Annotated in this window: 25 protein-coding genes; 20 read left to right on the top strand and 5 right to left on the bottom strand. The window is 56.4% G+C overall.

Features of this window, described 5'->3' with window-relative positions:
- Positions 1-437: 437 nt before the first annotated feature.
- From VLM75_16195 to VLM75_16100, 20 genes are all read left to right on the top strand, one after another.
- A complete protein-coding gene (locus tag VLM75_16195; GenBank protein HSV98462.1) occupies positions 438-986 on the top strand; it encodes a PHP domain-containing protein in 549 nt (182 codons plus the stop codon).
- 84 nt (positions 987-1,070) lie between these two features.
- A complete protein-coding gene (locus tag VLM75_16190; protein ID HSV98461.1) occupies positions 1,071-2,216 on the top strand; it encodes a thiolase family protein in 1,146 nt (381 codons plus the stop codon).
- A 12-nt stretch (positions 2,217-2,228) separates the two neighbouring features.
- The gene (locus VLM75_16185) at positions 2,229-3,428 is read left to right on the top strand and encodes a thiolase family protein (GenBank protein ID HSV98460.1); all 1,200 of its coding nucleotides are present in this window, start codon (positions 2,229-2,231) and stop codon (positions 3,426-3,428) included.
- 10 nt (positions 3,429-3,438) lie between these two features.
- Positions 3,439-4,629: an SCP2 sterol-binding domain-containing protein gene (locus VLM75_16180; protein HSV98459.1), complete on the top strand. Its 1,191-nt coding sequence runs from the start codon at positions 3,439-3,441 to the stop codon at positions 4,627-4,629.
- 11 nt (positions 4,630-4,640) lie between these two features.
- Positions 4,641-6,062 (top strand): 3-keto-5-aminohexanoate cleavage protein, encoded by a 1,422-nt coding sequence (locus tag VLM75_16175; protein ID HSV98458.1) that lies wholly within the window; start codon positions 4,641-4,643, stop codon positions 6,060-6,062.
- A 67-nt stretch (positions 6,063-6,129) separates the two neighbouring features.
- Positions 6,130-6,906, top strand: a complete 777-nt coding sequence (locus VLM75_16170) for an enoyl-CoA hydratase-related protein (GenBank protein ID HSV98457.1) — start codon at positions 6,130-6,132, stop codon at positions 6,904-6,906.
- Positions 6,907-6,930: 24 nt separating this feature from the next.
- Entirely contained in the window at positions 6,931-8,760 is a 1,830-nt protein-coding gene (locus tag VLM75_16165) for a long-chain fatty acid--CoA ligase (protein ID HSV98456.1), read from the top strand.
- The gene (locus tag VLM75_16160; protein HSV98455.1) at positions 8,757-9,812 is read left to right on the top strand and encodes a CoA-transferase; all 1,056 of its coding nucleotides are present in this window, start codon (positions 8,757-8,759) and stop codon (positions 9,810-9,812) included. Before VLM75_16165 ends, VLM75_16160 begins: the two co-directional genes overlap by 4 nt.
- Before the next feature lie 9 nt (positions 9,813-9,821).
- Entirely contained in the window at positions 9,822-10,592 is a 771-nt protein-coding gene (locus tag VLM75_16155) for a CoA-transferase (protein HSV98454.1), read from the top strand.
- A 92-nt stretch (positions 10,593-10,684) separates the two neighbouring features.
- Entirely contained in the window at positions 10,685-11,149 is a 465-nt protein-coding gene (locus VLM75_16150) for a Zn-ribbon domain-containing OB-fold protein (protein ID HSV98453.1), read from the top strand.
- A 9-nt stretch (positions 11,150-11,158) separates the two neighbouring features.
- A complete protein-coding gene (locus tag VLM75_16145) occupies positions 11,159-12,304 on the top strand; it encodes a thiolase family protein (GenBank protein ID HSV98452.1) in 1,146 nt (381 codons plus the stop codon).
- 10 nt (positions 12,305-12,314) lie between these two features.
- A complete protein-coding gene (locus VLM75_16140; protein HSV98451.1) occupies positions 12,315-13,475 on the top strand; it encodes a thiolase family protein in 1,161 nt (386 codons plus the stop codon).
- A 10-nt stretch (positions 13,476-13,485) separates the two neighbouring features.
- Positions 13,486-13,950, top strand: coding sequence for an OB-fold domain-containing protein (locus VLM75_16135; protein ID HSV98450.1), 465 nt, complete (start codon positions 13,486-13,488; stop codon positions 13,948-13,950).
- A gap of 11 nt (positions 13,951-13,961) precedes the next feature.
- A complete protein-coding gene (locus VLM75_16130) occupies positions 13,962-14,828 on the top strand; it encodes a SpoIIE family protein phosphatase (GenBank protein ID HSV98449.1) in 867 nt (288 codons plus the stop codon).
- Between the two features lie 65 nt (positions 14,829-14,893).
- A complete protein-coding gene (locus VLM75_16125) occupies positions 14,894-15,502 on the top strand; it encodes a TetR/AcrR family transcriptional regulator (GenBank protein ID HSV98448.1) in 609 nt (202 codons plus the stop codon).
- Positions 15,503-15,540: 38 nt separating this feature from the next.
- The gene (locus VLM75_16120; GenBank protein ID HSV98447.1) at positions 15,541-16,689 is read left to right on the top strand and encodes an acyl-CoA dehydrogenase family protein; all 1,149 of its coding nucleotides are present in this window, start codon (positions 15,541-15,543) and stop codon (positions 16,687-16,689) included.
- Positions 16,690-16,733: 44 nt separating this feature from the next.
- On the top strand, positions 16,734-17,906 hold the full coding sequence (locus VLM75_16115; GenBank protein ID HSV98446.1) for an acyl-CoA dehydrogenase family protein: 1,173 nt from the start codon (positions 16,734-16,736) through the stop codon (positions 17,904-17,906).
- Positions 17,907-17,916: 10 nt separating this feature from the next.
- Positions 17,917-18,354 carry a MaoC family dehydratase N-terminal domain-containing protein gene (locus tag VLM75_16110; GenBank protein HSV98445.1) on the top strand — a complete coding sequence of 146 codons (438 nt, stop codon included), beginning with the start codon at positions 17,917-17,919 and terminating at the stop codon, positions 18,352-18,354.
- A 2-nt stretch (positions 18,355-18,356) separates the two neighbouring features.
- On the top strand, positions 18,357-18,749 hold the full coding sequence (locus VLM75_16105; protein ID HSV98444.1) for a MaoC/PaaZ C-terminal domain-containing protein: 393 nt from the start codon (positions 18,357-18,359) through the stop codon (positions 18,747-18,749).
- Positions 18,750-18,829: 80 nt separating this feature from the next.
- A complete protein-coding gene (locus VLM75_16100) occupies positions 18,830-19,774 on the top strand; it encodes a histone deacetylase (protein ID HSV98443.1) in 945 nt (314 codons plus the stop codon).
- 52 nt (positions 19,775-19,826) lie between these two features.
- On the opposite strand, the gene VLM75_16095 is transcribed toward VLM75_16100, so the two are convergent.
- The 5 genes from VLM75_16095 to VLM75_16075 all read right to left on the bottom strand — a co-directional run bounded on the left by VLM75_16095 (position 19,827) and on the right by VLM75_16075 (position 23,476).
- On the bottom strand, positions 19,827-20,402 hold the full coding sequence (locus tag VLM75_16095; protein ID HSV98442.1) for a rubrerythrin family protein: 576 nt from the start codon (positions 20,400-20,402) through the stop codon (positions 19,827-19,829).
- Positions 20,403-20,499: 97 nt separating this feature from the next.
- A complete protein-coding gene (locus VLM75_16090) occupies positions 20,500-20,877 on the bottom strand; it encodes a desulfoferrodoxin (protein ID HSV98441.1) in 378 nt (125 codons plus the stop codon).
- A 54-nt stretch (positions 20,878-20,931) separates the two neighbouring features.
- Positions 20,932-21,936 (bottom strand): cytochrome d ubiquinol oxidase subunit II, encoded by a 1,005-nt coding sequence (gene cydB / locus VLM75_16085; GenBank protein ID HSV98440.1) that lies wholly within the window; start codon positions 21,934-21,936, stop codon positions 20,932-20,934.
- A gap of 31 nt (positions 21,937-21,967) precedes the next feature.
- Positions 21,968-23,290 (bottom strand): cytochrome ubiquinol oxidase subunit I, encoded by a 1,323-nt coding sequence (locus VLM75_16080; GenBank protein HSV98439.1) that lies wholly within the window; start codon positions 23,288-23,290, stop codon positions 21,968-21,970.
- Between the two features lie 24 nt (positions 23,291-23,314).
- Positions 23,315-23,476 carry a rubredoxin gene (locus VLM75_16075; GenBank protein HSV98438.1) on the bottom strand — a complete coding sequence of 54 codons (162 nt, stop codon included), beginning with the start codon at positions 23,474-23,476 and terminating at the stop codon, positions 23,315-23,317.
- Positions 23,477-23,537: the final 61 nt, after the last annotated feature.

Genomic DNA, 23,537 nt, shown 5'->3' with positions numbered 1-23,537 from the left:
AAAGTAAGAGAAAAAACGCGAATGATACAGGGCCGCTTCAATGGTAAAAAGTCCTCTTGCGACAAAGAGGCGCAAGAGCGGCCGCTGGATAATTCAATCGCGGCACATACACCAACAGTCCTGTTGCAAATTTCCCCGGGAATCGGCTTACTTCGGGGTTATACAATAGCTGTAATGTAGCAGAAAAAAAAAGTAAAGTAAAGATATACACTTCAGTGGTTCGAGAAATTTTTCGCGAAAAAAAGTATTAATGAGTTGACATATTGTAATGATCGAATAAGTGTTATCTGCTGATTGGACGATAAATCAATAATCTGGATGCTTAGTCAAGTGCTATTTTTTTTATCGACAAGTTGGTTGGCCGTCCAATTTAATTTATATTTCCAGTTTTTTGTTTTTTGCCGGGCGCATGCATCGTCGGAGCCGGTCGGTAAATAATGCTGATAAAAGGCTGTCTGCACACGCATACCACCTGCTCCGACGGCAAGCTGACGCCGCAGCAGGTTGCGGACGCCTACGAGGAGAAGGGGTATGACTTCATCGCGTTTACCGATCATGACTATCTCCTCAAGCCACAAAGCATCGAGCTCTACCGCGAGGTGAGCTCGGGGATGATCATCTTCGAGGGGGTCGAGCTTACCGTTTTCGTTAAGGGGTATGTGCACGTAAACCGCATACACGGCGACGAGGAGGAGTTGTATATCCTTAACCACCTTGGCGAATATGACCTCGGTATGGGGCAGGTACTGCAAAGAATCGAAACCGTGGCCGAGATGTTTCCGCTGGACGCGGTTGAGATAACCTCGAATGGGTTTCGGAATCCGGAATACGAAATACCGGAGATACGCTACCCCAAGATAGCCTCCGACGACGCGCACACGCGTCTTGGAGTGGGGCGGGCCTGGATCGAGCTCGACGCGCCGAGGGATAAGGACTCGATTATCAAGAGGATCAGGCAGGGTGATTTCTGGAACTGTTACATATAATTACGAACGTGTTTACCATCCGGGGGATGGACGAGATTCCCAGGTTTCGCAATAGTCTACACTAATTACAGGAGGTTATTGTAAATGGGTAAACGAGTCGCGATATGCGCCGTGGCGCAGATCAAGAACGAAGGCGATCTCTGGCATGCCCGATTCCAGAACATGCTTCTGGAATGCTTCGAGTCGGTCATGCAGCAGACCGGAGTAACCTTCGACATGGAAAAGGGCATACGAAACGTCGTTACCTGCTCAGATGACGTGTTCGACGCCCGCACCATTTCGAACAACGGTATGACCGATGTAGTGGGTGCGCATTTACGGGGTGAGGAGAAGATGGCCCAGGAGAGCCTTAACGGCCTCGGCTATGCGATGGCAAGCATCCTCTCGGGGCATGACGACGCGATCCTCTTCATGGGGCATATGAAAGAGTCGCAGGGGGAGAGCCGCAGGATGGTCTCCAATCTCTCATTCGATCCTTTTTATTGCCGGCCACTGGGTCTGGATAACATGAACATGAACGCCCTTCAGGCGCGGGCCTATGGCCAAAGGTCGGGCGTCCAGGAAGAGCATCTGGCGAGGATCGTGGTGCGTTCCAGGAAAAACGCGAAGAAAAATCCTTATGCGCGGGAGAACGAGGAGATTGACGAGGCGAAGGTTATGAGCTCCCCGCTCCTCGCCGATCCGCTGCGCGAGTTGCACTACTATCCCATCACCGACTGGGCCTTCGGGATGCTGCTGTGCTGCGAGGAGCGCGCGAAGGAGTTCAGCAAAAACCCGGTATGGATTACCGGATTCGCCAATTGCATGGACAGCTATTTTCCGGGCGACAGGGAATATGTTTCGAATTTCTCACTCAAAAAGGCCTCCGAACGCGCTTACAAAATGGCGGGTATAAAGGATCCGAAGAAGGACATTCAAATTTTCGAGCTCTGCGACCATGCCGCGTATCAGCTTCCCATGTGGGCCGAGGGAATCGGTATTGTGGACGAGGGCAAAGGGGGCGCGTGGGTCGATAAAGGCGGGATGGATAAATTCCATGTGAACCTTTCCGGCGGCATGCTGAACGGGAATCCTTTTCTTCTCGGGGGGGCGGCTCGCGCGATCGAATGTTTCTATCAACTGCGCGGGGAGGCGGGAGACCGCCAGGTGGACGGTGTCAAAAAGGCGCTCGCGCACGGCACCTACGGGGCCGCGGGGCAGCACCAGGCCGTCGTCATCATGGAAGCGTAGGGAGGTTCGTCAATGGCACACAGAAAAAAGAATAAAAACGTCGGAATCATTGGCATAGGACAGACGAAGTATTCAAGCCACCGCGAGGACGTGAACCAGCCGGAAATGATACACGAGGCGGTGAAAGCGGCGCTTGAGGACGCGGGCATCACAATGAACGACATCGATTGCGTGGTGCACGGAAACATGGAGCTTTTCGAGATGGTGCACCAGCCCGATCTCTGGCACGTGATAGGCACCGGAGCATACGGCAAAAATTGCATCAGAATCACCACGGGCGGCACCGTAGGCGCCACTATCGCCTGTGCGGCGGACAATTTTGTGGCTTCGGGGATGTACGACATAGTGATGGCCATCGGCTTTCAGAAGCTGCAGGAAGGTCATACCACGGGCGGTATCACGAACATGGCCGATCCGCTGTGGTTTCGCAATCTCCAGACCGGCGCACTGACCGGTTCGAAGGCGTACGACGTTATCCGCGAATTCGGCGAGGAGCGGGGGAAGCGGGCCTCGCTCATGTACCGCATCATAATGGACAAGCACGCCTGCCTTAATTCGCTGGCTCATCGCGCGTTCGGCCTGGAATTCGAACAGATCGATGAGCTTATCCGAACTTCGCCGAAGCTCGTCGGCGACCTCAAGCTCATAGATATGTGCTCGCAATCGGACGGCGCGTGCGCTGTTATCTTCGCGGAGGAGAAAAAGGCGAAAAAAATCTCGAAAAAACCGGTGTGGATACGAGATCATATCACCATCCACAGGGAAGAAACCTTCAATATCTTCGGGTACGACGAGAAGTTTCCCGTTCAGACGACAATGCGCGTCGCCGCGGAAAACCTTTACAAGCGAAACGGTATCGGCAAACCACTCGAATATTTCGACGTGTTCGAGATGTACGATCCGGCCTCGTGGTGGGCCCTCGACTGGCTTCGCGATTTTTTCCTGCTGAAAGGCGACGAGCACCTGAGGCTCGTGGAGAACAAGGACATAATGATAGGCGGAAAGATGCCCATCAATCCCTCGGGCGGCGTGATCGCGTCCAATCCCATCAGCGCAACCGCCCTGATACGCGTCGCTGAGGCGGCGCTGCAGATACGCGGCGATGCGGGAAAACACCAGATACCCTCTCCAGTCAGGCACGCGCTGGCGTCGGGATTTGGCGGTACCATGTGGACGGTGCTCATGATGCTCGAAAAGGAACTCAACTGGTAAGGGGGACAGAATGGCAGAATACTGGGGAGTCAAAGTAGGGGATATTTTCAACACAATGCCCGAACGCTTCCGCGAAGAGGGAGCGAGGGATGTCGACGCCTCGTTCGGGTACGACATCGCCGGTGAGGGTAAATGGAAGATAACAGTCAAGGGCGGAACGCTCAAGGTGGAGAAAATCGACGATCTTTCCGGCTGCGCCTCGATTATGCTCTGCGACGGAGAGACTTTCGTCGGCGTGAACACCGGCAAGGTGGACAGTGTCAATGCGTTTACCTCGGGCAAGGTGAAGGTCGAGGGGGATTTTGGCGCCTTCGGCAAAACCGCGAAGATGTTCAAGAAATTCGTAATCGGCAGGAAGGAGATGTCGACGAAGGACTACATCCTCGACATGTTCGGGTCGCTGGTGAGCCGCTTCCAGCCGCAGAACGCCAAGGATCTCAACGCCACGATCACCTACCAGATAGGCGGGGAAGGCGGAGGCGTGTGGACCGCGACAATAAAGGACGGTACGTGCGAGTTGAAAGAGGGGCATGTCGAGAAGCCCACGGTGCGGCTTGAGGTGAACGAGGCCAGTGACTGGGTTGATGTGATGCTGGGCAAGACCGACCCGTTCTCGCTTCTTTCGGCCGGCAGGGCGGCCATTGCGGGCGAGACCGCGCTTGCGCTGAAGCTGGGGGAGATCTTCGCGAAATACCAGCCGCCCTCCTCGACGGATGGGGAGCCGGAACAGGAGCTGATAGTGTTAAAAAAAACAATCGCGGTGAATCAGCGATTCGCGACAGGACCGGTGATGGGACGGTTTCTGAATGCCCTGAAAGAGAAAAAGATTTTCGGCACAAAATGTCCCACATGCGGCCGGATACAGCTTCCCGCGCGCGAGGTATGCGCGGATTGCCGGGTACGCGCGGACGAATGGGTTGAAGTGGGGCCGAAGGGACAGGTGCGATACATGGAATACGTGTATTACGCCAGCCCGGACCCTCTCACCGGGGAGACGCGGGAGACTCCATACGGCATGTTGAACATCCTGTTGGACGGGTGCGGGGGGAACGACACCTTCGCCCATCTGGTACGGCGCGACCAGCTCGACCTGATAAAGGGGGGCCACTACGAGATATCGGGGACCCGCGTCCGTCCAGTCTGGAGCGACAAGCGCGTGGGCAGCATCTTTGATATCAAGTATTTTGAGATAGATGAGTGAGGAGGGGAACGATGAGTCTGGACTATGATCGGAAGGATTGTTTCGTCGTAAACGGGAAACTCGCACTCCCCTATTCGTACTTCGCGGGGAGGGTGGGAAGCAAGTTCATCACCACCATAAGAGACCAGAAGAAAATAATGGGGGTGAAATGCGACAAGTGTAATAAAGTATTCATTCCGCCCAGGCAGACCTGTGAGCGATGCCTTGAGGACATTCGAAACAACTGGGTCGAGCTTGGGAACATCGGGGAGGTCGTTAATTTTACCGTGGTCCGCTATAACGATGGTCACCTTCCACGCAAGGCGCCGTATATTCTGGCCCTCATCAAACTCGATGGTGCCGATACGCCGTTTGCCCATATCCTCGACGGTTTGAAACCTGAACAGGTTGAGATTGGCATGAAGGTTGAAGCGGTATTCGCCGATGAAACAACCAATACAATTCTCGATATCGACCACTTCGCGCCGTCCAAAACGAAGAAGGTGCAGGTATCCGAGCGCGCGCCGGCCGAAAAGGCCCCGGCGGCGGCAAAAATAGAACCCCAGCCCGGGCTGGATGAAAGGAGAAAAGCGATGTCGAGGAAGGTTATTATCACCGCGGCGCTTGCCGGAGCCGCCACGATGAAGAACCAGAATCCCGCCGTACCCTATTCGCCCCAGGAATTCGCCGAAGAGGCCTACAAGTGCTACAAGGCCGGCGCTGCGATGGTGCATGTGCATGCGCGCGAGGATGGAGGGATGGCGACGCATGATCACGCGCGCATTAAGGCTACCTACGACGCCATCAGGGGAAAGTGCCCCGAGCTCATCGTAAACATGAGCTCGGCCGTTGGTATGGGCAAGACCGCCGAACAGCGCATCAGCCAGATCATCCATGTCAAACCGGAGATGGCGTCGCTCAATACCAATACCATGAACTTCAGCCTGCTCGACCGCAAGACCGGAAAGATCTTCATCGATTTCGTGTTCGAGAACACCTTCACCATGCTGCAGAACTTCGGCAAGGCCATGGAGGAAAACGGCGTAAAGCCGGAGATCGAGGTCTATGACATGGGCGGCCTCGACAACACGATGCTTATCATGAAACAGGGCTTTTTCAGCGAACCGATGAATTTCAACTTTGTGTGGGGCGTAGCGGGCGGCCAGGCATTCAGGCCCGATGCATTCCTGTGTCTGAAAAACGCGATTCCCGCAGGCGCTAACTTCACCACCTGCGGCGTGGGTAATGACCAGTTCCCGGCCGTCACGATGTCCTGTCTGGTGGGCGGCCACATGCGGGTTGGCCTCGAGGACAACATCCGTATACCGAACGGCGAGATGGCAAAGGGAAGTTACGAGCAGGTCGAATGGGCCGTTCGCATCGCCGAGTGCCAGGGCAGGGAACCAGCCACCCCGGACGAGGCGCGTGAGATCATGGGACTGAAGAAGCGCTAATGGACACCGCGCGGGGACGGGTTACGTTCCCGCGCGGATTCAAATCCGAACAGGGGTGGAAACGATCATGGGGAAATGCACCTGCCTGACCGACGGGAAGGGAGTGGCGTTGATTACCCTCGCGAATCCGCCGATGAACGCGTTTGACGAAGAGTTGCTCATGGGCCTGGAGGAGACTGTCGGGCGGATAAATGCCGATACCGATTCGAAGGTCGCGGTGATCACCGGGGATGGGCCCATGTTCATTGTCGGCGCAGACATCAATCGCGTTCGCGATGTGAAGACCTTCGAGGACGGTGTCGCGGTCACCGCCCGGGCTCAGGGCATCTTGAACCTTATCGAAAATTCCAGGAAGCCGTATATCGCGGCGATAAACGGCCTCGCCCTCGGCGGGGGCACCGAGCTCGCACTGGCGTGCCATCTGCGTATAGCCGGCGATCAGGCGCAGATGGGACTGCCCGAGATATTGCTGGGGATTATTCCCGCCTTCGGAGGTACCCAGCGCATGGTGCGCCTTCTGGGCCCCGCGCGGGCGCTGGAATATATGCTTACCGGAAAGTTCATCGACATGAAGGAGGCCGAGCGCGTGGGGCTGGTCAACAGGATCGTGCCGCACGCCGACGTGGTGGACGAGGCGATGAAGTTGGCGAGAAGCATCGCTTCGAAGGGACAGCTCGCCGTCCGCGCGATCGTCGAGGCGGTTATCACAGGCGGCAGGCTTTCGATGAGTGAAGGACTTGCGCTGGAAAGCGAACTTTTCGGAAAGCTCGCCGCCAGCGAGGATAAGGAAGAGGGCATACGGGCGTTTCTTGAAAAACGGAAACCGGTGTTCAAAAACATATAAAGTAAAATCCAGGAGGTGGTGACGATGCAGGTTGCCGAAAGGACAATTAACGAGATTTTCCGCAACAGGGTGCTCAGTTATGGGGACAGGCTTGCGGTAGAGAAGAAGCGCAAAGGAGTGTGGGAACAGGCGACATGGAACCAGTACTATGATCGATCGCGATCGGCCGGTCTTGGGCTTCTATCGATAGGGATCAAGAAAGGCGACCGTGTCTCGCTCGTTTCGGAGAACAGGCTCGAATGGCTGTATACCGATATGGGCACACTCGGAATAGGGGCGGTGCTGGTGCCTATTTACTCCACGCTTTCCGCCGAGGAAATGGAGTTTATCATCGGTCATTCGGAATCGAAAGTGGTGATAGTCGAAAACAACGAGCAGATGGAAAAGGCGCTCGCGGCCCGGAAGGGATGTCCCCGGCTTGAAAAGATCGTGGTTATTGAGGCCGAAGGCAAGTCCCTCATGCCGCAGGGAGTCTTGAGCTTCGCGGACATGATGCAGGCGGGAAGCCGGAAACACGATGAGGATCCGAAGCTTTTCGAAAAACAGGCTGACGAGGTAGACGTTGAGGATCTGGCCTCCATAGTGTATACTTCGGGTACCACGGGGCACCCCAAGGGCGCCATGATTTCGCATAAGAACATCATGGCCCAGATCAAGGCGCTCGCCTCGGTCGAGCCGCAGTACGGTTTTGATACCGACCAGACCGTGCCCTTCCTTCCGCTCAGTCACGTGTTCGAGAGGATCGCCGGGCATTTCTTCGGCATGTACGTCGGTCTCACCTCGTCCTACGCCGAGAGCATGGACACCATCGTGCAGGACATACAGGAAAAGCGGCCCACCGAGATTCTTGCCGTTCCCCGCGTTTGCGAAAAGGTGTACCAGCGTATTACGATGCAGGTGCGAAACGAGCCCGCATGGAAGCAGAAGGTCTTCTACTGGGGGCAGAAGGTCGGGGCGGAGATAAGCGATTACCGCGAGCGCAAAAAGCGCATTCCGCTTCTGCTCAGGTTAGAATACTTCATTGCGTTTCAAATGATATTCAAGAAGCTGCAGAACGCGCTGGGCGGGCGCGTGCGCTGGATGACGGCCTCCGGCGCTCCAACGGCGAAGGAGATCATACAGTTCTTCAACGGGGCCGGTATACATGTGATCGAAGGATATGGTATGACCGAGCTGACCGCACCGGGAACGATGAGTAACCTCGCCGACTACCGTATCGGCACGGTGGGCAAGCCCCTGCCGGGCGTCGACATCAAGATTGACAACGACGGCGAGATTCTCGTGAAGGGTGATTGCGTGGTCAGGGGCTACTGGCGCAATGATGAAGCCACCAGAGAGGCCTTTACGCCGGATGGTTATCTACGGACCGGCGACATTGGAATTTTCACCGAAGAGGGATTTCTCATCATCACAGACAGGAAGAAGGATATCATCATAACATCGGGCGGGAAAAACGTGGCGCCGCAGAACATCGAGAACCTCTTTAAAAGCGATCCGCTCTTTACCCAGTGCATTGTAATCGGCGAAAGGCGGAAATACCTCACGGCGCTCATCAATGTCGATCGGCAGATCGCGGCCAAACTTGCAGAGGAAAGGAGACTCGCGTTCAACGACCCCGAGGAGCTTTTGGATAAACCGGAGTTTTTGAAGATTCTGGACGAGCATGTGGCCGAAAGGAACTCGCGCCTTGCCAGGTATGAAACAATAAAGAAATACCGGATTATCAGGCAGGATTTCTCGAAAGAGTCGGGAGAGCTCACCGCGACACTCAAGGTGAAACGCAAGGTCGTACAGGAAAAATACGGTCCCGTAATCGAGAGCATGTATGCGGACGACGTGGCGCAGGCCGGATGAACGGGATTGATGAAGAAAAATCCATGCAGGAGGACGGAAGCATGTCGGCTGAAGTAATGGAAAACAATATCGAGCTGAAATCGGGACTGAACAGGATTTTTACCAACCCGGACGCGGATGCGGCGCGTGCATACTTCCGCGGAAAGTCGCGGGCACTGAAGCCCAAGCTCGCTACGGCAGAGGAAGTGGTGCGCACGATGATAAAGGACGGCGACTATTTCGCGATCGGAGGATTCGGAGCCAACAGGATACCGACCGCCATTTGCCATGAGATCGTCCGGCAGGGGAAGAAGGGTCTTGGCTTTGCGGGCCACACCTCGACGCATGACTTCCAGATACTGTCGGCCGGCGAGGTCTTCGACCGGTGCGATATCGCCTATATCATCGGGCTCGAGGCGCGCGGCCTTTCCCCCAACGCGCGACGCTACATCGAGAGTGGCAAAGTGGAACTTACGGAGTGGACAAACGCGACGCTGTCCTGGCGGATAAAAGCCGCGGCGATGGGGCTTTCGTTCATGCCGGCGCGCAACATCATGGGTACCGACACGTTTAAATACAGCGCCGCGAAGGAGATCCTCTGTCCGTTCACGGGACAGAAGTACGCGGCCTTCCCGGCTCTCTATCCGGATTTCGCCGCCATCCACGTGCATGAATGCGACGTCTATGGCAACTGCCACGTTTACGGTGCGACGGTATCGGACCAGGACCTCGCCAAGGCGGCCAAGCGCGTGGTCATCACCACCGAGAGGCTGGTGTCCACCGAATCCATCCGGCAGCGGCCGGAGGCCACGTTCATACCCTTCTGGTGTGTGGACGCGGTCATCGAGTCGCCGTACGGAAGCTATCCCGGAAACATGCCCTATGAGTACTTCTCGGACGAGGAGCACATCAGGGAATGGCTCGCCGCGGAAAAGGATGCCGAATCGCTCAAGAAATTTATGGATAAGTACATCTACGGCACGAAGAACTTCAGCGAGTACCTGGCGCTCTGCGGCGGCATCGAAAAGATGAACAAGCTACGCCGCATAGAGCTTTTGATCGACAAAAAGTAGGAGGACGAAATGGCGGACTACAATCCCATGGAATTGATGATCTGCGTCGCGGCGCGGAACCTCGAGGACGGCGCCACGGTCGTGGTCGGCACCGGCGCTCCCTGCGCGGCCGCAATGCTCTCGCAGAAGACGCACTCGCCCAACCTCTGCATCATGTTCGAGGCCGGCGGCGTTGCGCCGATCCTTCCGGCCATGCCGATCTCCGTGGGCGACTCGCGGACGTTTCACAAGGCGCTCATGGCCAGCTCAATGCCCGAGATCATGGAGACGTGTCAGCGTGGCATGGTCGACTACACCTTTCTGGGCGGCGCTCAGATCGACATGTACGGAAACATCAACTCGACGATGATCGGCAGCGATCACGCGAAACCGAAGGTGCGTTTTCCCGGATCGGGGGGCGCGAACGACCTGGCCTCCCTCTGCTGGCGCACGATGATGATGACGGTCCAGGACGCCAAGCGCTTCACGGACAAGATCAACTTCATCACGTCGCCGGGCTACCTCAAGGGCGGAAACACCCGGTACGAGGCGGGGCTGCCGAAGGGGACCGGACCGTACCGGATAATAACCAACATGGCGATCATGGGTTTCGAAGAAGATACAAAGTGGATGAAAGTCCTCTCGATCAACCCGGGATATTCGCGCAAGGACGTGCAGGACAACTGCGGTTTCGAGCTGCGCTGGGACGACAATATCGCCGACACCGACCCGCCGACCGCGGATGAGCTTCGGATACTGAGGGAGGAGGTCGACCCGCACCGGTATATCATCGGGCGGTAGGCGCGCTAAATCGTTTTCCAGGCCTTGATCATGATCCGCGCCTGGAAACACACCGGGGGAGAACCGGAATCATCAGGCTGGAGGGAATCATAATGACGGAAATATTCAAGGGTATAGAGCCAATGGTGTACAAGAGCAAGATAAGCGTCCCCTATCACTGGTGGGCGGGCGAGACAGCGTCGAAGTTCCTGGTGACGCTCCGGGACGCACAGAAGATAATGGGGACAAAGTGCGCCAAATGCAACAGAACGTATGTGCCGCCGAGGAAAAACTGTCCGTCGTGCTTCGGGGCTTCGATGGAATGGGTGGAGCTCTCTCACGAGGGTAGTGTGGTGACGTTTACGGTCGCACGAAGGCAGTTGGCGTCCCTTCCCAGGAAGGTCCCCGTCATTTTCGCGCTCATTAAACTGGATGGGGCCGATACAGCCATGATGCATTACCTGGACGGGGTCGATCCCGCGAAAGTGAATATCGGCATGCGGGTAAAGGCGAAATTTTCCGGAAGCCGCGGGGCGAGGATGCAGGATATTGAATGTTTCATTCCGAAGGGCGAATAAGGAGGGGCCATGGATAAAGCGGCAATCATCGGGATAGGAATGACGAAGATCGAGGCGCGAAAAGTCGACAAGACCTTCGCCGACATGGTCTTCGAGGCGGTGCGGAAGGCGCTGGACGATGCGGGGATGACGATCAACGATATCGACAACGTAATCACCACATCCAACGACTTCTGGGACGGCAGGACCATCTCGTGCATGGCGGTCGGCGACGCGAGCGGCGCTTCGGACAAAAACGTTTCGTGCGTGGAGGGCGACGGCACCTTCGGAGCTTTATACGGGCTTGCGCGGACACTGTCGGGTTCATACGGCACCACGCTGGTGACGGGACACTCGAAGGGCTCGCAGAGCGTTTCCAGCCTCATCACCAACGCCGCCTTCGATCCGATCTATAACCGCATGCTGGGCGCGGATATGATCACGGCTTGTGCCATGCAGGCCAATGCTTACATGGCAAGAACCGGCGCCACGTCCGAACAACTCGCCCGTGTCTCGGTAAAAAACCACGGCAACGCGATGATGAACGAAAACGCGCACCTGGGCATGAAGCTCACGGTAAAGGACGTGCTCGACTCCGAGATGATCGCCGATCCGCTGCATAAGCTCGACTGTTCGCCGGTTTCGGACGGATGCTGCGCCATCATAATCGCCGACGAAAAGAGGGCCGGAAAATCGAAGAAGAAACCGGTGTGGATAAAAGGGGTCGGGATGTGCGCGGATGCGTACTTTCTGGGCGACCGCGACCTCTCGCGGTCTGAATCGCTGGTGAAGGCGGCGCAAACGGCGTATAAAATGGCGGGGATAACCTCCCCGGAGAAAGAGATCGATCTGGCCGAGGTGTATGACGCGTTCAGCTACCAGGAGCTCATGTGGCTCGAGGGGCTGGGGCTTTGTGCCGACGGAGAGGCGGGCAAACTCCTTGAAAAGGGAGCTTTCGATATCGGCGGCAGGCTCCCCGTCAACGCGTCGGGAGGGCTTTTGGGCGGGCACGCGGTCATTGCCGCGGGGCTTTACCGCATCGCCGAGGTCGTGCGGCAGATACGCGGCGAGGCCGGAGCGTACCAGGCAAAGAAGACCAATACGGGCCTTGCGCACGGCGTTAACGGCCTGGCGGGACAGTCGCACTGCGTGTGGATTCTCGGTAAGGACAGGTAGGGGGTACGGAATGGCAAAGCGAGTCGCGATAGTAGGAACGGGCCAGACCTTTCATAAAAGCCATCGGCCCGACGTTAACGGGCAGGAGCTCATCAACGAGGCGGTGCAGGCCGCGCTTGCGGACGCCGGCCTTACGATGACTGACATCAACGCCATCATCATCGGCAACATGGACCACTTTGAGGGAATCAATTATGTGGACTGCTGGAGCGTGGACGGTTCGGGCGGGTTGATGAGGCCAATCATCAAGATAACGACCGGGGGCACCACCGGGTGCACCATCGCCATTGGCGGGTATCACATGGTCGCTTCGGGGATGTTTGAGAAAGTGCTGGTTATCGGCTGGGAGAAAAACTCGGAATCGGACACGTCAGGGGCCATCACCACCGCTTTCGATCCGGTATGGGACAGGCGGGTCTTCGCGGGAGCGATTTCGGGGTTGGCCGCCGAAGCGCAGGCATACATGGCGCGTTACGGCGCCACAGACAGAGACGGGGCGCGCGTTTCGGTGCGGGACCGCAGGCATGCGCTAAACAATCCCTATGCGCAGCTTCGCAAGGAGGTTACGCTGGAGGAGGTGCTGGCCTCGCCCATGCTCGCGGACCCCATCCATCTCCTGGACATTTGTCCGCGTACCGACGGGGCATGTGCGGTGATTATGGCGAGCGAAGACAGCGCTGAAAAGATAACCGCCACTCCCGACTGGATATGGGGAACCGGCAACCGTCATTCCTATGCCTACCTCGGCGACGCCGATTACGGCAGGCTTACAAGCATGGAACGCACGTCAAAACAGATATTCAAGAAGGCGGGAATCAGGGAGCCGCGCAAGGAGATCAACGTGATCGAGCTCTATCAGCCCTATTCTTTCGGAGGGATTATCTGGATAGAGGATATGGGGATCGTTCCGCATGGAAAGGGAGCGGAATATATTTGGAGCGGCGCCACCGACATGGGGGGGGAGCTTCCAATCAACCCTTCCGGCGGCCCGATTTCGACCAATCCAATCGGTGCCACCGGTCTCATACGTTGCGCCGAGGCGGCTATGCAGGTGATGGGCAAAGCCGAGGGGCGCCAGGTGCCCGATGTAAATTTCGCTGTGAGTACGGGCTTCGGCGGTTGCTGGTGGACCGACATGATCCTCCACGGGAAGAATAAACCGAACTATTAGGAGCGCTGAAATGGCAGAGAAAGAACAAATCGTCATAGAATCCGGCGAAGCATCGCAGCCGTTTGATTACGCGGTGGGCATGTTCGGATCGAAGTTTTTCACGGAACTGCGCGACAATAAAAAGTTCATGGGAGTGCGCTGTCCGAAGTGTAAAAAGGTGTATATCCCCCCCAGGGGGGTTTGCGGCCCCTGCTTCGAGGAGATGACCGATTTCGTGGAGGTCGGCCCCGGCGGCGTGATCAGTACATACACCATCCTGCGATTCGCTTTTATTGACCCGGAGACCGGCCAGCAGAAACCGGTGCCGTACGGGTACGGCTTCATCAGGCTGGACGGCGCCGACACGCTGTTTCAGCACTATATCGACATCGTGGACGAGAAGAATATCAAGATTGGCGCCAGAGTGGAAGCGGTTTTCGCGGACGAGCGCAAGGGGACCATCAGAGACATCCTGTATTTCAGAGTTATTGATTGACGGGCGGTGTCATGATAAACGCGGCCGAGAGAACGCTGGTTATGGGCGACGCGGCATGTGCAATGGTACTTACCGGCTCGGACAAAATACGCAGCGGCTACGGCAACGGGGACTGCCTGCTGCTCGATTTTAAGCACAGTGTCTTCGCGCTTTCCGACGGCGCCGAACGCTATGCGCGCGCGTCGCGCCTGCTGCTCGAGCGACTGTCGGAGGCCATCGAGGTCGAAGGGGTGCCGACGGGAACGGACGAATGGCGGGATCTCGTCAACAGGGTCTATTCGAGACAGCGATACCAGCACAAGGCCACGTTCAGCTGCGCGGCGCTGGCCGGTCCGCCCGGATCGAGGCGGCTCGTCGTTATTCACGGCGGCGACAGCATGGTATTTGTCGTCAACAAGCATACGGGAGCCATAGAGTTTCGCACAGGCGTTGATATGAGCTTTGCGGGCAGGAGTAAAACCGTGACGAATGTCACCGAAATAGACCTGAAAAAGGGAGAGTACAGGATCGTAATTTGTTCGGACGGTCTCATCGACGTGGCGCGTTTCGCGGGAAGGGACATCGCCGGGCTTCTGTCGTCCACCGCGCTCAGGGCGGCGGTCAGGAAAATCCCCGAACGGGTGAAGAAGATCATCAGCGATTTCCTGATGAGGGAGGCGGAAAGGGATTACGACGACATAAGCTTCATCGTGCTGGAGCCGTCGGTGATGAACGAGTCGGGTGATCTGCGCATGGTAATGGGGGGGACAAGCCCCGGAGAGGAAGAGGAATACCAGCGGCGGGTGCTGCCCGAGAGGATTTTCAACAGGTGGCTCGGCGTGGGTGAGATGGCGGCGCAATCCTCGCTGATCAATTCCTGCGGCATTAGGATATTGTAGTAATGAAGCCGGAAAAAGGCGCAAATGCTTTGGTTGGTCATCCAGCAAAGAACAGTCGAAATGGCATGGAAGATAAGCGACTCAACGACATCAGCGTAATGCGCCGCGCACAGCTGACCAAGGCGACATACAAGGTTGTTAGCCGAAAGGGCTATTATAACTTCACCATCAAGGATATCGCGAAGGAGGCCGGGCTTTCGGCTGGACTGGTGCATTATTATTTCAAAGACAAGCAGGACCTGCTTCTCAACCTGCTCAAGGAGATCAACCAGAATATCCGGGACTATCTTAACAAAGAATTTCAGAACTGCGTGACGCCGCTGGAAAAATTGATGGCCTATATCGATCAGGCCTTCGGCCTGGTGGAGAAGGAAAAAGAATACTTCTACGTCCTTATCGATTTCTGGACGCAGGTAAACCACAACAACCGCATGCGGGCGGCGAATATCAAGCTTTTCAAGAGCTACCGCGACGAATGCGCGGCCATCCTCCATGAAGGACTCGAAGACGGGCTCTTTATTGAAATGGACGTGATGTACACGGCGACGCTGATAATCTCGCTTATCCAGGGGACCATCATCCAGTACATTATCGATAACGGGGCGTTCGATTATCAGCGGTACACGCAGAAGACCAGGGAACAGATCGTAAAAATGATAACGAAACAAAAATAAAGGGCCGATCGGCCAGGAAAAATTAGAGGGAGGCGATCATGGAATTCGGATTCACCGAAGAACAGATGATGTTCAGGGATACCATCTACAAGTACGCGAAAAAAGAGATATACCCCCTCTGCGAGGAGGCGGACCTCAGGGCCGAGTTCAGTTTCGAGGTCTGGAAGAAACTGGGAGCGATGGGCCTTCTGGGACTCCCGTTTCCGGAACAGTACGGTGGATCGGGTGCGGACGTCGTCACCTGCTGCCTCGCGGCGGAGGCGCTGGGGCATGCCGGCGTGGACGGCGGGCACACGCTCGCGCTCGGAGCACACACCTACCTGTGCACGGACACGCTGTACAAGCACGGCAACGAAGCGCAGCGCGAAAAGTATGTTTCAAAACTCGCCTCGGGCGAGTGGATCGGCTGCATGGGGCTTACCGAGCCCGGCGCCGGGTCGGACGCCGGATCCATCCAGACGACGGCCGTGAAAAAGGGCGACCGCTGGGCGCTCAACGGGAGCAAGACGTTTATCACCAACGCGCCGGTGTGTGATATCTGCGTAGTGTATGCCACTGTGGACAAGGCCAAACAGCACCAGGGAATCACCGCGTTCATCGTTGAAAAGAACTTCAAGGGATTCTCAACCGGCAAGCCCTTCCACAAGATGGGTGTGCGCGCTTCTGCTACCTCCGAGGTCTTCCTTGAAGACTGCGAGGTGCCCGAAGAGAACGTGCTTGGCGAAATCGGCATGGGTTTCGCCTATACGCACGAAACGCTTTCGTGGGACCGGAGCGCACTCCTGGCGCCTTTCGTCGGCGGCCTTATGTTTGCGCTTGAGCAGTGCGGGCAGTACGCCACGGACCGCGTCCAGTTCGGCAAACCGATCAAGAGTTTCCAGGCCATACAGCACAAGCTGGCGGATATCAAAGTCATTCTGGAAGCGTCGAGGATGGCGGTCTACCGCGTGGCGTTCGACAAGGATTCCGGTCAGCCGCTCAATCACATGCACACGTCAATAGCCAAGGCCTTCATGGGTGACTGGGGGATGAAGGCCGCGTCGGAGGCCGTGCAGATATTCGGCGGTTACGGCTACATACACGATTACCCGATCGAAAAGATGCTCAGGGACGCAAAGCTCGCCCAGATCGGCGGGGGGACTTCTGAGATTCAGCGTTTCATCATCTCGCGCCTCATGAGCTTTTAAGCGGCTCGAAACGAACAGCGAAATGTAATAAGGAGAACATCGATATGGATTATACAATGACCGATGAACAGAAGGCGATAAAAGAAAACTTCGCCAATTTCTGCCAGAAGGAGATCGCGCCCCGCGCCTCGATACTGGATCGGGCGAGCGAGCAGGAGGTGCACTCGCTTATTAAGGAGAACATGAAGAAACTCGCCTCCATAGGCTTTCTCGGAATGCCGCACGAGGAGCAGTACGGCGGCACCTCGAACGACCTGATAAGCCAGGCGATCGCGGGCGAAGAGGTGGCCAGGGCATGCGCTTCGACCTTCCTGTCGTGCGGAGCGAGCTACGGGCTATTCGGAATACCGCTCAGGCTTTTCGGAAACGCCGAACAGAAACAGAAATACCTGCCCGGGATCATTAAGGGAGACCTTGTGGGATGCTTCGGGCTCACCGAACCGGAAGCCGGTTCCGACGCCGCTGCGATACGCACCTCCGCGGTCAAGAAGGGCCCGGAGTGGGTCCTCAACGGCACCAAGACCTTCATCACCAACGGCCCGATTGCCGACGTCTCACTGATCATGGCATATAACGACAAGGCCGCCGGGCCGGGTGCGGGCGTTACGGCGTTCCTGGTCGAAAAGGACGCCCCGGGATTCTCGGTGGGGAAAGCGTTTGACAAACTGGGATTCAGGGGCTCTCCTACTTCCGAGCTGGTTCTCGAGGATTGCAGGGTGCCGGAGAGCGCCGTGCTCGGTAACGTAGGGCATGGATTCATACAGGCCATGCAGACCCTGGAATTCGGCAGGATCGGCATGGCGACGGTCTCGCTGGGGATCGCCGTGGCCTGTATGGACGAGGCCAACAAATACTCCAAGGAGCGCAAAGCGTTCGGCAAGCCGATCAACCGCTACCAGGAAATTTCGTTCAAGCTCGCGGACATGATGATCATGACCGACATCTCGCGTCTGCTCATCTACCGGGCCTCGTGGGCCAAGGAAGTGAAGGACCCGGAGTCGGCGGTATTGGCGTCGTGCGCAAAGCTTTTCGCGAGCGAATCGGCCACGCAGATAGCGAGCATGGCGGTACAGGTGTTCGGCGGATACGGCTACATCAAGGACTTCGCCGTCGAGCGCCTGTATCGCGACGCCAAACTCGGCGAAATTGGCGAAGGTACTTCTGAAATACAGCGCGTGCTGATAGCGAAAAGTATTCTGGCGCGCTTCAAGAAATAGAGGAGGGGCAATGGCGATCGATACAAAATTCATCGGGAAGACATGGCCGGAAATCTCCTACGACGTGTGCAAGGAGAAGATACGGGAATACGCAAAGGCCATTAAGAACCCGGATCCTCACTTTGTAGACGAGGCATTTGCGAAGAAATCCAAGTATGGCCGTATAATAGCGCCGCCGACCTTCTGCGTTGTTTTCGGCGGGGCGCTCATGGAACCGATTTTCTTCGACAACGAGTTGAACCTCAATCTCATGATGCTGGTCCACGGCGAACAGGAATTCGAGTTCTTCGAGGTGGTGAAGGACAGGGACACCATCACCAGCACCGCGAAAATAACGGATATCGTCAACAAGGAGAAGCTGGACGTTCTGACAATTGAGGCGCTCAGCAAAAACCAGCATGGTCGCAACGTCTGCAGGGGAATCTACACTTTCGTGGTAAGGAAATAGCCATGGCGGATAAAATAACAAAGGGGGCGACGTTCCAGGCGCAGGAGGTCGTCGACAAGTATCGCGCCATCTATTACGCGGGCGCCTCGGGGGATTTCAATCCCATACACATCGATCCGGAGTTCGGCAAGATGGTCGGGCTGGGCGGCGTCATCCTTCACGGTCTTTGTGCGCTCGGTTTCGTCGCCAAGAGCGTGACCGACTGGACCGGCGATCCCGGCAAACTCAAGAAACTCCGGTGCAGGTTCGCGACCCCGGTGCATATCGAGGACACCATCACCGTCGCCGGAGAGGTGCTCGACGTTTCGGGCGGCAGGGCGGTACTGAACCTCAAGGTGACAAGGCACAACGGCGACGAGGTCGAGAAGAACGTGACGGCCGAGGTCGAGGTTTAAAGGGAGCGCGTGCGGCGAGATTCGGACAACCCACATCCCCCTGTAAAAAGCAGGGGGATGTTTGTTTACGGAGGTATTCAATGGGCAGGACTGCGTACCTTTTCGAGTCGATATACCTGGAACACCAGACCGAGTGGGGGCATCCCGAGAGCGCCGAGCGGCTGATAGCGATCGACACCATGCTTCAGTCGCGGCCGTATTACGGGGATCTGGTGCGCGTCAGGCCGAGGAAGGCCGATATCAGGCACATAGAGCTTGTTCACGATCTGGCGTATATCAGGCGGGCGCGTGAGGAAATCGAGAGCGGTGAAGAATATTTCGACTCGATGGACACCTCGGTCTGCCCGCGTTCGTACGAGGTCGCGCTCTATGCGGCGGGAGGCGCGCTCGCCATATGCGACGCGGTCATGGAAGGGAGGGCCGAGTACGGGTTTTGCGCCCTGAGGCCGCCCGGCCACCATGCCGAGAGGGATTACGCGGCGGGATTCTGCATCTTCAACAATATCGCGATAGCGGCGCGCTATATTCAAAAAGAGCACAGTCTGAAACGGGTGGCCATAGTGGACTGGGACGTGCACCACGGCAACGGAACACAACACACGTTCGAAAAGGATCACACGGTGTTTTATGCGAGCCTCCACCAGTTTCCCTATTATCCGGGGACCGGTTCCGGCGTGGAAAAGGGGAGGGACGCCGGCGTCGACTTCACGCTTAATATTCCCATGGACGCCGGCAGCGGCGACGAGGAGTATCGCGCCGCCTTCAGGAACCGCCTCATACCTGCGCTCGAGGCTTTTCAACCGGAATTCATTTTGATATCCGCCGGTTTTGACGCCCACCGCAATGATCCGCTGGCGGGAATGGACATTTCAACCGGCATGTTCGGCGAATTCACCACGGTGCTCATGGGGGTCGCCGCGCGGCACGCGAAAAACCGGGTGGTCGCGCTTCTGGAGGGTGGCTATAACCTGAATGCGCTCGCCGCGAGCGTGGAAAGAATGATGCGAACCTTCGTCGAGGCCTGAGGAAAGGCCGCCCGACGGGGCGGCCTTTTTACATCGCGGATGACGGCAACTCCTAAAAATGGTCGCAGAGCAGCTCGAAATACGCCCTGGGATGATCGCACGTGGGGCATTTCTCGGGGGCCGCGTTGCCCTCGTGAATGTATCCGCAGTTGCGGCATATCCATTTCTCCTCGGTGTCTTTTTTGAAAACCTTCCCTTCCTTGAGGTTTTTAAGAAGATTGAGATACCGAATCTCGTGGTGAAGCTCGACTTCGGCGATCTTGCGGAATACAAACGCGATTTCCTTGAATCCCTCCTCTTCGGCGATCTTCGCCGCCTCCGGATAAAGTTTGGTGTGCTCCATGTTCTCGCCCGCGGCGGCATTTTTGAGGTTCTCGGCCGTGGTGCCGATCACACCGGCGGGATACGACGCGGTGATTTCGACTTCGCCGCCCTCGAGAAACTTGAAAAATCGTTTGGCGTGCTCCTTCTCGTTTTCGGCCGTCTCGAGGAATATGGCGGCCATCTGTTCGTACCCTTCTTTCTTCGCCACCGACGCGAAATAGGTGTATCTGTTCCGCGCCTGCGATTCGCCGGCGAAAGAAGCGAGGAGATTTTTCTCGGTTTTTGTTCCCTTAACGCTTTTCATTGATCCTCCCAGTTTAATATATACGTTGATAGAAACGGTGAATGCGCCGAAGCCTCTCGCCGGATTCGTGCGTAAAATATACTGACCCGATACCGTTCTAAGCCTTCCAGAGCCCGTGCAGATTGCAGTATTCCCGCGCGACCGGTTTGTCCGCGGAGACCTTGAACACGGCCTCTGGAGCGTCGCCGGGATTGAGGAACTGCCGGTAGCTCTTTCCGTCGGCGATAAGCTGAACCCACATTATCCAGTGTTTATCTTCCATCGGGTGCGGTGCGCTTCCAACCTTTACCTTGAGGCCGTCGGAGGTCCTTTCAATCTCCGGAACGTGCTTCTCCTTCGAGGCGTCGGTGGTGTTTTCGGAGAGCAGCTTCATCGGTTGACCGCAGCATACCAGTTCGCCGCCGCCCACATGAAGAACCTCCACGATATTTCCGCATACATCGCATTTATAGACTTCCAGCCTTTCTTTAACCATATTTCCTCCTTTTCAATATAAAGAATACAATCCCGCCAAAGTAACACGGTAGGCCTATTTTGCCGTCATCACTTTCCCCCTGAACACCCTGTAAACAAAGGCGGTATACAGGATGACAATCGGCATGCCGATAAGCGCTATCCACAACATGACCGTAAGAGTCTTCTCCCCCGAGGAGGCGTTGTATATGGTGATGCTGAGCGCGGCGTCGCCGGTCGCCTTTACCAGGTTTGGGAAATGGGTTACGCCAACGATACCCCACAGTCCCGCGAAACTGAGCGATGACATTGCGAATGACGCCCCCATCTTCCCCGTCGAGGCAAAACGCCTGCAGAGGAGCCACGCGGCGATTACCACGGTCGCTGATATCCATACATACGGGCTCGCGAGGCTTTCGGGCATGTAGATAATGGTGGCGATGAACGACAGGGCCAGCGCGGCGGCGAAGATGGCCCATATTTTGCCGAAGAGTTCGCGGGCGCGTTTCTGGACCGCGCCGTCAGTCTTCATGGTGATAAATGTAACCCCCTGCATCAATATGGCGGAAAGGCCGAGCAGGCCGAGCGCAAGCGGGTAGGGACGCAGGAGCGTAAAAAAATTACCGGTAAACTCCATCGATTCGGCGAGCGGGATGCCGACTATCACATTGCCGAGAGCGACACCAAAGAGGAGCGAGGGAAGCAGACTGCCCACAACGAAGGCCGCGCTCCACAGGCCCCGGCGCTTCTCATCGTAGTACCAGAATTCGATGGAAACAGCACGAAAGATGAGTGCGAAAAGGATAAACATGAAAGCCAGGTAAAAACCGCTGAAAACCGTCGCGTATGCATGCGGAAACGCGGCAAAAAGGACCGCCCCCCCGGTGATCAGCCAGACTTCGTTCCCGTCCCAGAAGGGCCAGATTGAGTTGAAGACCATGAGCTTCTCGTCGTCATCCCTGGCAAGAAAGGGGAGCAGGGCGCCCGTTCCCAGGTCGAAACCGTCAAGGATCGCGTAGCCGGTCAGTAGAATCCCAATGATCACAAACCAGGACGTCTGTAAGAATGCCATTGTTTCCATGGTGATTTCTCCTTTGTAATTCCCGTGCAGGTCAGTATCCTTCGGATGTCGCGCCGGGTCCCTTCTTCACGATTTTAAGGAGTATCATGATGAACACCACGAAAAGAAGCATATAGATAAGCGAGAACATGATCAGAGAAAAGAGCACCTGCCAGGCTGGCACGACGACGGAAACCGCGTCGGCAGTTTTAAGCACTCGGTACACGACCCAGGGCTGGCGGCCGACCTCCGCGGCGATCCAGCCGAACTGGTTGGCAAGATGCGGCAGCGGGATCGCGGCGATGAGAGCGACAAGGAACCATCTGGCGGTATACGCGGTGCCGCGAACGAGCATCACCGCGCCGACGGCCGCCAGGAGGGCGAACAGCGCGCCGAGTGCGATCATCACATGATAGGACAGGTACGGAAGGAATACTGGCGGTCTCTCGTCGGGCTTGAATTCGTTGAGTCCAAGCACCCTGGCGTCCGGGTCGGAATAAATCAGCAGGCTCAACAGCTTCGGGACCGAAACCTCAAGGTATGTTTTCTGCTCGCTCTCGATGGGGATTCCGAAGAGGGAGAGGGGCGCCCCTTCCATCGTGTTCCAGAGCGCTTCAAAGGCCGCCATTTTTTCCGGCTGTGTTTTAGCCACCTGGACCGAGCTCGAGTGACCGGATACGAACTGGGCCAGCGCCGAGAAGATAAAGATAGTCAGCGATATCTTCATTAGTATTTTGGAGATGGCCTCATGACGCCTGTTGAGCAGGTACCAGGCCGCAAGTCCCGCGAGGAAAAGCGAGCCGGTAATCCAGCCGGCGAGCATGGTGTGCAGGAACCTTATGACTGTAGATGGATTGAACACGGCGGCGTAAAAGTCCGTCAGCACCGCGCGGCCGCCTTCTATAGCATAGCCGGCCGGGGTCTGCATCCAGGAATTGGCGATGATTATCCAGAAACCCGACAGGAGCGCGCCGAAAAAGACCAGGAAGGCCGAAAACCAGTAAAACTTCCGCGATACGCGGTTGCGGCCGAACAGGAGCAATCCAAGAAACACCGATTCAAGGAAAAACGCCAGTATACCCTCGGCGGCGAGTGGGGCGCCGAAAATATCCCCCACAAAGCGCGAATACTGTGACCAGTTGGTTCCGAAAGAGAATTCGAGAACTATGCCCGTCGCGACGCCCAAAACGAATATTAGCCCCAGGATTTTGATAAGGAACGAAGATATCGTCTTGAAGATTTCCTGATCCGATTTAAGATACAGGGTTTCGAGAACGAGGATGACAAGCGTTATCCCGAATGTCAGCGGCGGGAAGATAAAATGAAAGCCCGCCGCAACGGCGAACTGAATGCGGGAAAGAAGAACAACATCCATTGTATACCTCCCGATTGAGCCGTATTACTTCTCCGCCTCGAACGAATCCTTTTCAACTCCGCAAACGGGGCATACCCAGTCGGCTGGGACGTCTTCGAAAGCGGTGCCGGGTTTAACGCCATTGTCGGGATCACCGATGGCGGGATCATAAATATAGCCGCACACCGTGCATACGTACTTTTTCATAAAATCCTCCCCAGGTAATTGGTATAACTTAATAAAATTTTCAACAGAAAAATGAAACGCC

Source organism: Spirochaetota bacterium, from assembly GCA_035477215.1.
Lineage (GTDB): Bacteria > Spirochaetota > UBA4802 > UBA4802 > UBA5368 > MVZN01.
Note: the sequence above shows the minus strand (reverse complement) of the source record. Positions and strands in the feature narration are given on the sequence as shown.